Origin of the sequence: Peribacillus sp. Bi134, from assembly GCF_918698065.1 — a bacterium.
Classification (GTDB): domain Bacteria; phylum Bacillota; class Bacilli; order Bacillales; family DSM-1321; genus Peribacillus.
This window is the reverse complement of record NZ_CAKKLN010000008.1, coordinates 282,015-296,709: the sequence shown is the minus strand read 5'-3', so window position 1 is coordinate 296,709 and position 14,695 is coordinate 282,015. Positions and strand designations below refer to the sequence as shown.

11 protein-coding genes, 1 riboswitch and 1 other annotated feature are annotated in these 14,695 nt (G+C 40.7%); of the genes, 8 read left to right on the top strand and 3 right to left on the bottom strand.

All coding sequences use genetic code 11. The features are described from left to right. Window positions 1–84 precede the first annotated feature (84 nt). Window positions 85–1,416 carry a branched-chain amino acid transport system II carrier protein gene (gene brnQ, locus LQ188_RS19735; RefSeq protein ID WP_230177905.1) on the bottom strand — a complete coding sequence of 444 codons (1,332 nt, stop codon included), beginning with the start codon at window positions 1,414–1,416 and terminating at the stop codon, window positions 85–87. 98 nt (window positions 1,417–1,514) lie between these two features. After that, window positions 1,515–1,761: a binding site (T-box leader), on the bottom strand. A gap of 207 nt (window positions 1,762–1,968) precedes the next feature. Between brnQ and LQ188_RS19730 the strand changes: the two genes are divergently transcribed. The 5 genes from LQ188_RS19730 to LQ188_RS19710 all read left to right on the top strand — a co-directional run bounded on the left by LQ188_RS19730 (window position 1,969) and on the right by LQ188_RS19710 (window position 9,328). Beyond that, window positions 1,969–2,142 carry a hypothetical protein gene (locus LQ188_RS19730; protein WP_164468807.1) on the top strand — a complete coding sequence of 58 codons (174 nt, stop codon included), beginning with the start codon at window positions 1,969–1,971 and terminating at the stop codon, window positions 2,140–2,142. Window positions 2,143–2,591: 449 nt separating this feature from the next. After that, window positions 2,592–5,333, top strand: coding sequence for a GTPase domain-containing protein (locus LQ188_RS19725; RefSeq protein ID WP_230177903.1), 2,742 nt, complete (start codon window positions 2,592–2,594; stop codon window positions 5,331–5,333). 95 nt (window positions 5,334–5,428) lie between these two features. Beyond that, window positions 5,429–5,534: riboswitch (SAM riboswitch) on the top strand. A gap of 115 nt (window positions 5,535–5,649) precedes the next feature. Beyond that, entirely contained in the window at window positions 5,650–6,762 is a 1,113-nt protein-coding gene (locus tag LQ188_RS19720; RefSeq protein ID WP_230177901.1) for a sugar ABC transporter substrate-binding protein, read from the top strand. A gap of 57 nt (window positions 6,763–6,819) precedes the next feature. After that, window positions 6,820–8,322, top strand: coding sequence for a sugar ABC transporter ATP-binding protein (locus LQ188_RS19715; RefSeq protein WP_230177899.1), 1,503 nt, complete (start codon window positions 6,820–6,822; stop codon window positions 8,320–8,322). Between the two features lies 1 nt (window position 8,323). After that, window positions 8,324–9,328: an ABC transporter permease gene (locus LQ188_RS19710; RefSeq protein WP_101224948.1), complete on the top strand. Its 1,005-nt coding sequence runs from the start codon at window positions 8,324–8,326 to the stop codon at window positions 9,326–9,328. Window positions 9,329–9,500: 172 nt separating this feature from the next. Here LQ188_RS19710 and LQ188_RS19705 read toward each other — a convergent pair whose 3' ends face one another. Continuing rightward, complete coding sequence (locus tag LQ188_RS19705; RefSeq protein WP_101224947.1) at window positions 9,501–10,124, bottom strand: nitroreductase family protein; 624 nt, start codon at window positions 10,122–10,124, stop codon at window positions 9,501–9,503. Between the two features lie 125 nt (window positions 10,125–10,249). Between LQ188_RS19705 and LQ188_RS19700 the strand changes: the two genes are divergently transcribed. Continuing rightward, on the top strand, window positions 10,250–10,600 hold the full coding sequence (locus LQ188_RS19700) for a winged helix-turn-helix transcriptional regulator (RefSeq protein ID WP_101224946.1): 351 nt from the start codon (window positions 10,250–10,252) through the stop codon (window positions 10,598–10,600). 304 nt (window positions 10,601–10,904) lie between these two features. Further along, window positions 10,905–11,888 (top strand): ketoacyl-ACP synthase III, encoded by a 984-nt coding sequence (locus LQ188_RS19695; RefSeq protein WP_230177897.1) that lies wholly within the window; start codon window positions 10,905–10,907, stop codon window positions 11,886–11,888. Window positions 11,889–12,238: 350 nt separating this feature from the next. Here LQ188_RS19695 and LQ188_RS19690 read toward each other — a convergent pair whose 3' ends face one another. Then, the gene (locus tag LQ188_RS19690) at window positions 12,239–13,651 is read right to left on the bottom strand and encodes a cytosine permease (protein ID WP_230177895.1); all 1,413 of its coding nucleotides are present in this window, start codon (window positions 13,649–13,651) and stop codon (window positions 12,239–12,241) included. 327 nt (window positions 13,652–13,978) lie between these two features. Here LQ188_RS19690 and LQ188_RS19685 point away from each other — a divergent pair, with 327 nt between their 5' ends. Further along, complete coding sequence (locus LQ188_RS19685) at window positions 13,979–14,686, top strand: GntR family transcriptional regulator (RefSeq protein ID WP_230177894.1); 708 nt, start codon at window positions 13,979–13,981, stop codon at window positions 14,684–14,686. The last annotated feature ends 9 nt before the right edge of the window (window positions 14,687–14,695 follow it).

The following is a 14,695-nucleotide window of genomic DNA, read 5'->3' as shown; positions in this document are numbered from 1 at the left end:
GTGGATGTCGATTTCCAAAATAAAGCAATGCAGGCGTGCACAAAATAAGCAGATGATCTGTAAAATCACCTGCTTACTTCATTATTATAGTGTTTCGATTTCCAACTCCTCAGCTGGCGCTGTTTGTCCGATTTGACTGAGCAGAACGCCAAGGGCTGTACCGACGAGAGCAGGGATGATCCACTCCATGCCGTAGGCGGAAAGGGGAAGGACATCACTCAAGGTTTGCACCGGTCCTAATTGTAGGCCGAAAGCATTCAGTCCATCCATCAAGGCGAAAACTCCTGTGAAAGTCATTGCACTGCGATAAACCTTCTTCGGGTTTTTGAAATGACGGCTGAAGAATGTCAGGACAATCAGGACGATCGTTAACGGATAAGCCATCACAAGGAATGGTACCGATACTTTCAGAATTTGATTCAGACCCATATTTGAAAGGATGAAACCGACGATTGTTACAATCAGAATGACGGTTTTATAGTTCAGTTTGGGGAAAAGTTTCGAGAAATACTGTCCGCAAGCAGTCGTCAATCCGACAACGGTGGTGAAGCATGCTAAAGTGAAAATGATGCCGAGAAGGACCTTTCCGCCAGTTCCAAGTAAAAGGGTCGATGCGACAGTGAGGATATCCGTTCCGTTTTCGAATGAACCATCTGCTGCCATGCGTGCTCCGATTACTCCTAAGGAGATATAAACTAAAGAAAGCAAAACACCAGCGATGAGACCCGCTTTTACTGTATATCTCGTCAATTGCTTTCGTTCTGAAATCCCCCTTTGCTGGATTGAAGTAAGGATGACGATCCCAAAAGCCAGGGAAGCTAGAGCATCCATCGTGTTGTAGCCTTCAATGAACCCTTTCGAAAATGCTCCTGCAGCATATTCTTCGGTTGGAGCTTGGAATGGAGCATCAAGCTTTACGAACCCAACGACACAGAGAATGACCATGGATAAAAGAAGAACGGGTGTAATCCAGCGTCCCATGAAGGTTTCCATTTTTTCTGGATTCAATGAAATGGCATAAACGATGATGAAAAATACGGTTGTGAACATGAATAGAAATAGTGATTGATTCATTGAGTCTCCAAGATACGGCTTGAAGCCCATTTCATAGGCAACATTCGCATTCCGTGGAATGGCGAGGAACGGCCCGATGCTTAAATAGATGATAACCATGAACAACGTGCTGAATAGTGGATGTACACGGGCACCGATGGTTTGTGCCCCGCCCTTAACAAGTGAGACTGCAAGAAGCACCAAAATTGGCAGGCCGACTCCGGTGGCGACAAAACCGGCAATGGCCGGCCAGAATGAAGTTCCTGAAGATGCTCCTAAAAATGGAGGGAATATAAGATTCCCCGCTCCGAAGAACATTGAGAAAAGCATAAGGCCGATAAATAATGTGTCTGTTTTTTTCATGGTGATTTCTCCTTTTTTTTAAAATGATAACTCTCGCCGACTGGCCTGAAAAAGGCTAATTAAAGTGTTTTGTGCAAATAAAAAACTCGCCCCTGAAAATCAGGGACGAGTTTGTGCTCGCGATACCACCCATATTCCGCACTACAAAGAAGCTGCGGCACTCAGTCAACGTACGAATTCATACGTGATCCATTGTAACGGCGGAAACCCGTCAAAGCCTACTGCATTTTCAGCTTTGCATCTCAGAGATGATTTTCGGATAGGCCTTGGACATCGACTTCCACCACATGTCGACTCTCTGTGGAACAGGGTTCCCATCTTACTCTTTCTCTTCATAGATTTTATAATATAAAGACAATTTAGCAAATTCTGATTATGAAGTCAACATAATTTATCATAAATCCTTTAAAAGGAGCAGGAAATTAGTCCCTCGTTAGCGAAACTTCCTTTATCCAGAGGATTTTTTGAACAAGAATAGGCTATAACTCCCTATTATCTTTCTAATCCCAACTATATTATAATAGAAGGCAGAACACTAAAGGAGACAACAGTATGTCTGAAAATAAAAAATTAAGCCTGGCGGATGCAGTCAAACAAAAACTGGCTCAAAAGCAAGCGGGATCAAGTAAAGATAAACTGGAAACAGGCGTTGTGAAAAAAACGAAACAGCTTAAAAGCCAGTTGACCAAAAAGCCGAATAACCAACGTAAGCGTACAGGGGTATAATCCTAATTTGTCAAAGGACAAGTACTGTTCGGAGCTTATCAGAGAGCAGTTACCTTTTATGAATGAGGGTACTGCTTTTTTATATGGAAGAGGCAGGGGGATTTTGCTTTTTACCGTTTATAGGTAAGTTGAAGGGTGGGCTTCTGGTAATTTAGAGGGATAAAGAATGGTTCGCTCACCTCTAGAAAAAACATATTTTCTCGAATATGGAAATGACATCTCTGTATCGGTTTATTAAAAACATTACAGTTCCAGTTGTTTCTGTTTTAAAATTGTAAGAGTGGTGACATGTTGTTACCATATTGTTTTGCTAAAATAACATTTTAAGGTTTTGTAAATGATTTTTTAACTAAAGGAACCTATAGATTGAATGTTAGGTCTACTAGAAGGCTTATAGAATCAGTGATTATCCTTTAATTGAAAATATGAAATATATCGGGGGAATAAAGATGGACGAACGTCTGATCGGAAAAAAATATTATGAAACGATGATTGAGGATACAAGGAAGCACCCCATTCAAGCTTTGGGTGAAATGTTTCTCGTGGAACAAAAAAAGGAAAGATCCGATTTAACCGCAATTAGATTTGCTCAAGGAGAGGTATATTTCCAGCACCATGACTATGAAGCAGCCATTTTTAAATGGGAAAACATAGAAGGGGAACTTGGTTCATGGGCGAAGAAAAACATCGCTGATGCGTATTTTGAATTGGAAATGTATTCAACCTCAGAGGATATCTATAAATCCGTCGATACGGATGAAGCTGTCTTGAAAACAGAAGTTCTTTTGCAGCTGTTTTCCCTGTACATAGTGGAATCGAGAAATGATTTGGCTTCCAAAGTCGTGAAAGAAGCAGTCGAGTTTCAACCGGACTACCCGAATGTCACGGAAATTGCACGTGCCTTTTTTGAAGAACAAAAGGATTGGAACAGTGCGGTGGTATTAGCGGCGAATGAAAGTATCCGTACAGAGTCAATGGGCTGGTTCGATGTGCTGAAAACGTATATCCAGCAGGGTGTTGCCCAATCGATGGAGCCGGATTATTTCTCAACTGTCCTTGGTTCGTTATACACACTCGACCAGGAACGTTTCGAGAAAATGACGGTTGCCCTTTGGAAAAATTATAAATATACGGATTCTTATTTCGAATGGTTAAGAGTGATTAATAATTTGATAGATACCATCGAATTGAACCATGCGGATGTATGGGATGAGCTTTCCGTCTATTACAGGGATGCATATGCAGGTCTGTTAGAAGGAACGCATCTAATCAAAGAATTAAGTCCTGTCGTGCCAAGGTTGCTGGAAAACTGGCTCAAAATCGCAGACGGGGAGCTTTCGCTGTTTGCGGCGGCGTCCACGTTGTCCTGGAATGAAATCTTCCCGGATACGGTCAATGCGCTGGTCATTCAGGATGCAGAGAGCCTGCTTTCGAAATCGCCTAAATTGGGAGGCGGACTGGAAGCGGGAGAGAAACTGTTCAATTCCATTATCCAGTGGGCTGAAGATAATGATTTAAGGGTTGGCAATAAGCTTAAATGGATGGTGGAGGGGCTTAAGGATACCAGGAATTTCAATCTCCTTCTTGCAGGAAGTACAGGAAATGGCAAGACATCCTTTATTCAGTCAATCGTTGGCGAGAGCATTGCTGCTGAGGACCATTCTTCCCTAGTCAGTGTCAAAGATGGGGATGATTTGGAAATCCTTGAAATTACCGATACAGATAGCAAAGTTGTCGAGGAGCTAACTGATTTGGATGAAACACGCCGTCAGCGCGGGACTATTGTCGATGTGACAATCATCAGTGACTACCTAAGAAATAATCATCTGCGGTTATTGGATACACCGGGGTTCAATGGGGAACAAAGCGTGGAATCCGATTTCCAAGGCTATTTACATGGCAGTGATGGCCTGATGTTCGTTCTTGACGCCCGGGCTCCTTTCACCGGCAGCGAAAGGGATCTGTTATTGGAAATTCAAATGATGGCTCCGAAACTGCCGATCCATTTCCTATTAAATAAAATGGATACGATATACAGTGATCAGGTCGCAGTCCGGATGGAAGACGAAACATGGGATAAAGTGAATGCATATTTCCCGAATGCGAAAGTGTTCGCTTTCTCCAAACATTATGACAGCAGGCAGCAATTGAAGGACCTTTCAGCCTTCCTTCAATCGAATTATCAAGATGATAATTGGAAGGAAAGAAGATCTGAAAAAATCCTGGCATTCATTCGTAAAACTTTATCTTATCTATTAGAAAAACGGGCAGCCAATGAGCGGAAATGCGAGCATTCCATCTCTTGGAATGAGCAGATGGAAGTCAAACTGAATGGAGCGGTCAATCAACTGGCTGATCTGGAAAAAGAAAAAAGTGAAAATATCATAAGGTCGTATCGTTCGCTTAAGGACGAAGTGAAAAGTCAGCTTTATTCAAAAATTCCTGAATTACTGAGGGATTGCTCTAAATCGTTAACGGAAAGCAGTGATTTCAGTCAGGTCCATGTACAGTTAAACCAGGAAATGAATGAGCGGATTCAAAACTTCATTTCTGACAAGATCATGCCTCAATATTACCGTTCTCTTCAAGACTGGATTGCCAGTTCCCAAATGGAGTTCTCACAAAGCCAGCAGTTCATGGATGAGATGAGTGCCGGATTCAATGAATTATACAAAGAAGAACGGATTACACTGGCAGGTGACTTCAGAGTATTGGATGACTGGCGCCGTGATGCCGACCGGATGACAAGCAGTATCCGCATCGAAAACGTTAATATCCTTTTGCGCAGGACTCCATCTCAATTACTGCTTAAAGGGGCAGGGAAGCTGTTTGGGGCGATACCGCAAAATAAAGCCAATATGTACAATCGTTATAAGAAATACCTGGAAAGTGAAGATTACCTGGATGTTGCGGAAATGATCACGGAGCGTTTCCTTACCCAATTTGGATTGTTTGAAAAATCTTTGGATCGTGACATCTCCCTTTTCTATCGCGGTTCATTTGCATTACTTCAAAAAACGATAGAGCAAACGCAGACTGAAATAAAAGACTACCAGGCTGCATTGGAGCATATGAAACAAAATCCGGAAGTTTACCGTGACCCTATCACTTTGTTCGAAGTGAAATTAAGGCAGTTGGAGCGGCTTGAAAAGATTGAGAAAAAGCGTCTAGCCCAGCTTCAAAGAAAATAAAAAATAACGGGGAACATTTCAAATATTCAAAAATCTATTGACTTTACGACTATATCCCTATAAAGTGATAATTACGAAAACGTAACACGATATATCTCTTATCAAGAGTGGCGGAGGGACTGGCCCTAAGATGCCCAGCAACCGTTCCATTAGGAATTGGTGCTAAATCCTGCAAAACAGAAATGTTTTGACAGATAAGAGAGGGACAAGTCTGCAAAACAGCCGATTAAACCTCTCTATATTAGAGAGGTTTTTATTTTGGGATTTACACCAACTTAACTGATGAGACTAATAAGAAAAAATGGAGGGAAACAAGATGAAAAGGTCTATTAAAGGTATATTCATTTCAGCCATCGCTTCGGCTTTGCTTTTAACGGGGTGCTCTACAGGTCAGAGTTCCACAGAGTCGAAGAAAGAAGAAAAAGTATCATTTGAAAATGTTCCGGAAAGATTCGCTGATGGAGATGGAGCCAGAATCAAAGTGATCCGTAAAATTGGCGGTGATGATCATACGGCCCAATACCTGGCAGGGGCGAAGGAAGAAGGAGAAGCACTGGGGTTTCAAGTGGATACGTACACAGCCAATGGTGATACGGCTAAATTCCATGATGCGATAGCGCAGGCTTTGGAGGAAGATTATGACGGCTATATCATTTCACATGGTGATGATGCAGCAACTGTGAATGACGTTCAAAAGTTGGTTGATGCAGGTAAAAGCGTTGTCACATTCGATTCAATAAGCGATCTATCTAAAATAGAAGGCGTGACATTAACTTCACAAGATGATGAAGAGTTGGCAACACTGGCTTTTGATAAGCTGATAAAAGAACAGAAAGGTAAAGCGGCAATTGCATACCTTTGGGTGGACGGTTTTCCTCCAATGGTAAGAAGAAATGCAGTCTATCAGGAAAAATTAAAAGAAAATCCTGGGATCAAAGAAGTCGAAAGATTCGGAGTGGCATCTGCTGATACATCGGTTCAGACACAAAATGCTGTAGCCGCAATGCTGAATAAATACCCTAAAGGTAAATTGGATGCCATTTTCGCAACATGGGATGCCTTTGCTATCGGTGCAGCCCGGGCGATTAAAGAGGCGGGCCGCGATGAAGTGAAGATATATGGAATAGATGTCTCGAATGCAGATCTCCAGGAAATCCAATCGGCTGATAGCTCATGGTCCTACACGGCAGCAGTAGATCCCAAGTTGATCGGTGCAGTGAATATGAGGATATTGGCTAAAAAATTAGCGGGCGAAGAAACGCCGCAAACCTATGACTTGGAGGCTTCACTTATTTCACAAAAGCAAATCCAAGCGTCTAAAGAAGCAGTGAACATGGCAAATCTGTCTGGTATTGTCGATGGCTGGGGTGTATCGACGGAATTTGAAGAAGATTGGATGAAAGTTTTGAAAGATCATTATAAAAATTAAAAAGAGACACTCTCTTTCAAGTAGAAGGGAGTGTCTGTTCAATAAGGGGGAATGGACATGGGCACGCAACTAGAAATGAAGAAGATTTCGATTGAATTTCCGGGGGTGAAGGCGCTGAGTGATGTTGATTTTTCCGTAAAATCGGGGACAGCCCACGCATTGGTCGGTGCAAACGGAGCAGGGAAATCGACGTTAATGAAAGTTTTATCGGGAGCCCATGTTCATTATTCAGGTGACATTTATATTGATGGGGTGAAGAGGGATATCCGCTCGCCAAAAGCGGCTCAAGAACAAGGCATTCAAATTGTTTATCAGGAAGTGGATACCGCCCTCATCCCTTATTTAACGGTTGGGGAAAATGTAATGTTGAATGATATGGTCCAAAACATGGGAAAAAAACAGATGGTCCAATGGAAAGAGCTGCATAACCAAGCGGCTTCTATTCTTGAAGATATGAAAATTCGTGTCCCTTCGAAAAAGCTGGTAAGAGACCTTACCTTGGCTGAAAAACAGATGGTCCTGATAGCAAGAGCCGTTTCGACAGAATGCAAATTCCTGATTCTCGACGAGCCAACTGCTCCGTTAAGTCATACGGAGACGACAGAACTTTTTCGAATTGTAAATGAATTAAAGCAAAAAGGCGTGGGAATCATTTTCATTTCACATCGTCTGACCGAAATTTTTGAAATCTGTGAGGAAATTACAATCATGAGGAATGGGGAGCGTGTCACAAGTCGAAAGAAGGAAGATATAACCCGTACCGAAGTCGTAGAGAACATGCTTGGAAAAACCATGGATGAACAGTTTCCTGAAGTGAATGCTTCGATTGGCGACGTTATTCTGGAAGTGAACGGATTGTCAGATGCAGAGAAAGTTAAAAATGTCAGTTTGAATATTAAAGCAGGCGAGATAATCGGCTTGGCAGGGTTGGTCGGGGCTGGGAAAACGGAGCTGTGTAAAACCCTTTTCGGCCATACGTCCATCACAGCGGGGGAAGTCATCCTGAATGGTCGAAAGCTTTCCTTGAAATCACCGCACGAAGCAGTAAAAAGCGGTCTGGCACTTGTACCTGAGGAACGCAGGAAAGAAGGGGTCCTTGTTCAGGAATCAGTCTCGGCGAACTTGACGGCAGCCAGTCTTGGCAAATTCTCCAAGACATTCAGCTTCGTGAATCGCAAGGCGGAAAAGGAAAGAGCGAAGGAAATGATCGCAAGCCTCGGCATTAAAACTCCTTCAGGGGATGTGAATGTCGAAAACCTTTCAGGTGGCAATCAGCAAAAAGTTGCCATCGGGAAATGGCTTATGGCCGATGCGGATGTATACATATTCGATGAACCAACGAAAGGGGTCGATGTTGGAGCCAAGAAGGATATATTCGAATTGATTGCAGAGCTTGCAAGGAATGGGAAGGCGATCATTTATGCATCATCCGAGCTTTCCGAAATCATTGGCATTACCAACCGGACATATGTGTTATATGACGGGAGCACTGTCATCGAATTAGAAACAAGTAAAACGAATGAAGAAGAACTACTATTCTATTCAACGGGAGGAAAATAGAATGAGCATACCCAATCCTGTTACACAGACAGCGAAAGTGAAGAAAAAGGTGGAACTATTCGACTTTTTCTATAAATACGGCACAATATTGACGATTATCATTCTGATTGGAATTTTTGCCGTATCCAATCCATCTTTCATTCAAACTACGAATCTGGTCAACATCCTGCGTTCCATTTCAATCGTGACCATCATTGCGATCGGCATTACGATATCCCTGACCGTGGATGGCTTCGACCTTTCCGTCGGCTCCGTCGCATCATTGGCCAATGCCATCGTCATCTCGATGTTTGTCTGGTTTTCACAGGATACATTAATTGCCATATTAGCTGCGATCGGTGCCTCACTTGTCGTAGGCGCCTTGAATTCATTCATGATCGTTAAATTGAGAATTCCCGACATGCTGATGACTTTGGCTACCATGTTCATTATCCAGGGAATTGCCCTTACCTATACAAAAGGGGCCACGGTTTCGCAAAATATGGTCATGCCAGACGGGACGTTCGCAACAGGACTGATCAGCCCGTTTTTCGCCAAAATTGGCCAGGTACCGTGGATAATCCTGATCATGGCCGTCATTGTGATAGCGACCCATATCTTTTTGACTTATACGAAGCACGGTCGTTATATGTACATTATTGGGGGAAATAAGGAAGCGGCGAGACTTTCCGGGATATCGGTCAATAAATACAAAATCCTTGCCTATCTGCTTTCGGCTCTATTTGCTGCAATCGGGGGGATTGTCCTTGCTTCAAGGGTCATGACATCGGAAATCAATTCAGGGTCACCCTATTTAATGGATGCCGTCGCGGCTGCCTTCATTGGTTCCTCCGTTTTAGGAGCGGGAAAACCGAATGCCTTTGGAACCTTTGTCGGAGCAGTCCTGATCGGAATCCTACAAAATGGGCTGATCATGATGTCCGTTCCGTATTATGCGATGGATATCGTCAAAGGAACAGTGCTGGCCCTTGCTCTCGCTGTAACTTATTACAAACAAAAACACTAAAATGAATCCGTTACGTTAATATGACTATATGATAAGTCTGCATGTGGATGAAATGTGAGACTGTAACTCGTGGTGAGTTTTAACTATAAGATGATAGGGGAAGAGGGTTCTTTTTAACCCTCTTTCCACACTAATCTCCCATATTCAAATTTTAAAAAAGTAAAAACACTCACTATATTTTGTTTTTATAAATGACTTTGTTCACATCGTGTCTTACTGTTTTGTGACCTTCTTTAATTCCTTTCCCCATGGCGATAAGCATAACATCTAAATACCTATCAGAAATTTTTAAAGCTGACTTTAATTGTTCGGAATCATACCCGGACATTGTAATGGTTTCAAGACCTGCCTCGTTCGCCAATAAAACTAACGACATTGACGCCAGGCTTGCGTCTCTTATTAATTCAGCCTTTAAATCTTCTTTTGATTTATTTAGATAATAATTGATTGCCGCGTTTGTTAGATAATCTCTTACTGATGCGTCAAAATAACCTTTTTGAAACTCATCCTCATGTATCATTATGATATTTTCTTTTTCAAATGCTTGATAATCACCTAGTATAACAATCAGTACTGAGGCTTCAATTACCTGTTGCTGATTAAAAGCAATGGGCAGTAACAAATTCTTTAAATATGGTTCATCTATAACCAGGTATCGTGTTGCTTGAATATTGTTTCCGTTAGGCGATTTACTAGCTCCTTCAATAAATGTCGCCAACGTTTCGGGACTAATTTTATAATCGGGATCGTACTGCCTTACGGAACGTCTTTTTTCTATGATCTCCCTTACACTCATCGTGTTCACTCCCAATGTTATATTTGCTTCATAATCAGAGTATAATGGACCCATGATGTAGAAGAAAATAACGCACAATAAAGTGGCATAGCCACCTTTATGTGCCTATTCAGGAGGAATGAGGAATGAAGAGTTTAAATACTGGAATAAATATTTTCATGAATACTGTAGGAGGAAAGTGGAAATGCTTAATCCTCTTTTTTCTGAGTCAAAAACCAATGAGGACAAAAGAGTTTTATATTCTAATACCGGCCATTACCCAGAAAGTTTTGACCGACCAATTAAAGCAGTTGGAAAGAGATGGGCTTGTCCGAAGAGAAGTATATAAAGTAGTACCACCAAAAGTAGAATACAGTTTAACTGAGTTGGGTCAATCCTTTGTACCTGTATTAAATACAATGTGTGAATGGGGCACTACATATGCAGTTGAACAAAATCTCGAAAGACAAGAACAAATTTGTCGCCATCATAAATAGTAAGAGCTGCATCAACTAGGAGTATGGCTTTTTTTTTGACAAGTTCAGTGATGCAAGCAGAATTTATTCAACTATCAGTATAATTGTCAGAAATACAAAATGTCTTGAAGATGACTTTTGGCAGTCACTCTAGAGATTGTAATAAACTAACAGGTGCTTTACTTTAAAGTAGTTGCTTTTCCCCACTCTTTTTCTTAAAATGTAACGGTTAGTTGCATAAGATTTTTTTTGCTTTATAATTAGTACCAGGTGTTAATATCAAGTTATAAAATGATGCAATTCATACACACGAGGTGGCTATTCTATGTTCAAATCCAAAGCACGTATTACTGCGATAGGTTCGTATGTTCCTGAAAAAAGGTTAACAAATAAAGACTTGGAAAAAATGGTTGAAACCAATGATGAATGGATTGTTAAACGTACTGGTATTAAAGAACGAAGAATTGCACATGAAGAAGAGTTTACTAGTGATATAGGTTATAAAGCTGTAAAGGATTTAATTGAACGGTATGATAAATCTGTCGAAGATGTTGATATGATCATTGTCTGTACCTTTACACCTGATTTCAACACTCCAAGTGTAGCATCTTTAGTCCAAGCAAAGCTAGGTATTAAGAATACTGGAGCTATTGATTTAAACGCTGCCTGTGCAGGATTTACTTATGGGCTGCATGTAGCTAATGGATTAGTAACATCTGGTTTAAACAAGAAAGTTCTTGTTATTGGAGCTGATACTTTATCTAAACTTATGGACTATGAAGATCGAGCCACTTGTATTTTATTTGGAGATGGCGGAGGAGCAGTTCTTGTAGAATATGATGAAAAACAGCCAAGTTTTATTTCTTCACATTTGTATTCTGAGGGAGAAGGCGGAAAACATTTATATAGTACAAACCTATCGACACGAATAAATGGTGAAGACTTAAATAATAGTGGCAACCTTGTACAAAATGGACGTGAGGTTTATAAATGGGCTGTCACGACCGTTCCAAAAGGAATGCAAACTGTGATGAAAAATGCCGAATATCAATTGAATGATGTTGATTGGTTCGTACCGCATAGTGCAAATTTAAGAATGATTGAGTCAATATGTGATAGAAGTGGCTTTCCAATTGAGCGTACTTTATATAGCTTAGTGGAGTATGGAAATACTTCTTCAGCGACAATTCCATTAGCTTTAGAAATAGGATTAAAAGAAGGGAAGCTCAGTGGTGGTGAGAAGGTTTTATTATATGGTTTCGGCGGTGGATTAGCTCAAGCTGGATTGCTTATCAATTGGACCTTATAACGCTTTTTTCTACAACTAATAACGAGTTTGTACCAAAAGAAGGCCTCTCATCGGGGGCCTTCTTAAAGTATGATTCTTTGAAAAAGTTTCATTCAAACTTAAATGAAGAGTCAGGATAATTCAACTGGGCCCTTATTTGTATTTAGACAACTAGAGGTATACCACATCATCCTCTAAAAAAAAACAGAACCTTTGAACTGAAGTGAACCCAAATGGTTAGGCACTTTATTTAAACAGCCTTGAAGGCATGAACCCGGTAATCTACCGGGCTCATGCCTTTTTATTTTATATTTGGTCAAAAAAACTGCACCTCCATTTTGGGTGCAGTTCATTTACGGTTCTCTATTATCTTACTTAACATTCTCTTCGGAAGCGTTTGTTTTCTCTAATGAACCAATCTTTTGTTTGTTTATTGCATTTTCAGCGGTATTCAACTTTTTTCTCATTGGGAAGTAATACAAAACAGCTGGGACAACTAACCCAATAATCCAAGCGATATCTGCTCCTTCAAAAGCCTTGGCTATCGGTCCTACATAGAATGATGTGTTTATAAAAGGGATTTCCGCCAAGATTGATACAGGGAATGCCATACAAGTAATCCAATTTATTTTGCCATATTGACCGTTCACATCAAAAATATCTTTTACATTGTAATGGCCATGTCGCAGCAAATAATAATCAACAAGGTTGATGGATGTCCAGGGAATTAAAAAATAACTAATGAAAAAGATGAAATTCAAGAAAAAGGATAGGAAATTACTCTGACCTAGTAAGCACAAAACGGTACCTGCTACTGTTACACAGAATATCATTCCTATTCGTACTTTCGGTGTGACCTTTAATTTAATAAACGGTTCAATTGTTGTTATGGTTGCCATGAATGCTCCATATAGGTTAAAGACATTTATAGCAAGCTGTCCAAAGATGATTATAAAGAACATGATTATAGCAAAATTTCCAAACAGGCTGGCCAAGTTACCGCCAGAGTGATCAAGGAAGTTAGGTATCGCTATGGTTAAGGTTGCGCCTAATGTCATCATCCATATAGTCCCGATGACTGTGCCAGCGTAACTATACCAAAATGTATGGGCCGTGGGTGTGGTTATCGGTAGATAGCGAGAATAGTCTGCAACGTAGGGGGCATATGCCAATTGCCATGTAGCAACCATACTCACTGCCAGCAAAAACACTGGTATATCCAAATTCCCAATGGCCCAACTGCCTGCCGGAACTTGCAATTGGAAAACTATATATGTAGCTACAATATAAATACAAAGAGACGCCCAGGATAATAATTTTTGCATTTTATGAATTAAGTTATAGCCATAAATGGTGGCCACGAAACAAAGTACATTTAAAAGTATTATGCTCCATGTTTGGTCGATCTTTGTTAAACTGCTTAAGGTTTGTGCTGCAAGCAAACCGCTGCTGGCAAAGAAGCCTAAATAGACAAACATAACGAGAAACAAGGGGAAGATGGCTCCGATTACACCAAATTGAGCCCGGCTTTGGATCATTTGCGGAATTCCGAGTTGAGGTCCTTGAGCTGAATGGGAGGCCATGAAAATGGCGCCTAATAAGGTACCGACAATAATTGCAGCCAGACTCCAAAATAAATTAAGACCTAATGTAATGGGCAATGCCCCGGTCACAAGGGTGGTAATATGCATATTTGCCCCAAACCAAATTGGAAATAAATCACGGGCCTTGCCATGGCGTTCATCTGCCGGAATATATTCTATACTGCGAGTTTCAACTTTCATCAATTTACCCCCTATCAAATTCGGTATACTACCATGTACCATGCAAGCTTATTTTATAGAATCACTATAATTGTAAGCGTATACAGATGTCAATATTTTCAGAAAAAATAATTTTTAGGTAACTATCATAAAATATCCGTTCATTCAACTAGTGAATTTCAATAAATCAGATTGATCATTAGACTGAATGATTGGAAATATTAAACTCTAGTTTGAAAATTGTGGAACAACACGTCTTCCAATAAAAAATAAAAATTTTATATTTTTTGAATTGACAGTCTATTTTTCATGACCTATAATTGCACTTATCAAGAGCTTGCATGGTACATGGTACAAACTTTTAAAAAGGAGGGGCTTTTCATTACAGCTATCTTAACGTTGGGGATTACTGCTCAGGTTACGAACGCTATACGCGAATCCATAGTAACTGGAGATTATGAACCAGGACAAAAATTATCGGAAACTGTTTTATCTGAATATTACAAAGTTAGTAGAACCCCTATCAGGGAAGCATTTAAACAGCTAGAAAGAGAAGGGTTAGTCGAGATCATTCCAAGGGTTGGAACATGTGTGACCAAACCAACTGAAAAGGAACTGGATGAGTTATTTACTTTAAAGGAAGTAATGGAAGGGCTCGCAGCGGGGCTGCTTGCAGAAAGCGGGAGTGCTGAAGACATTAATAACCTTAAGCAAGCAGTGTCTGACATGGAGGTTGCTATACAAACCTCGGATAAAAAGCTATATGTCGAGGCTAATGATGTTTTTCATTCAGTCATCCAAGAAGGCGCCAATAACTCTAAATTAAGTTACATGCTAAATTTGCTGCTCAATCAAATACCTTATAGACAGTATGTCTTTTTAACCATTGAAGATCCGAATCGCCGTGAGAGATCACTAAAGGAACATCAGGCGGTCTTGATTGCTATAGAGAAAGGCAATCGGGAGGAAGCGGAGAAGGCCATGCGAGAGCATGTAAAAGCAAGTGGAATGCAACTTAAAATGGACATAGCAAAGAAACTTGGTCAAAAAAAGTGATATGAGGGG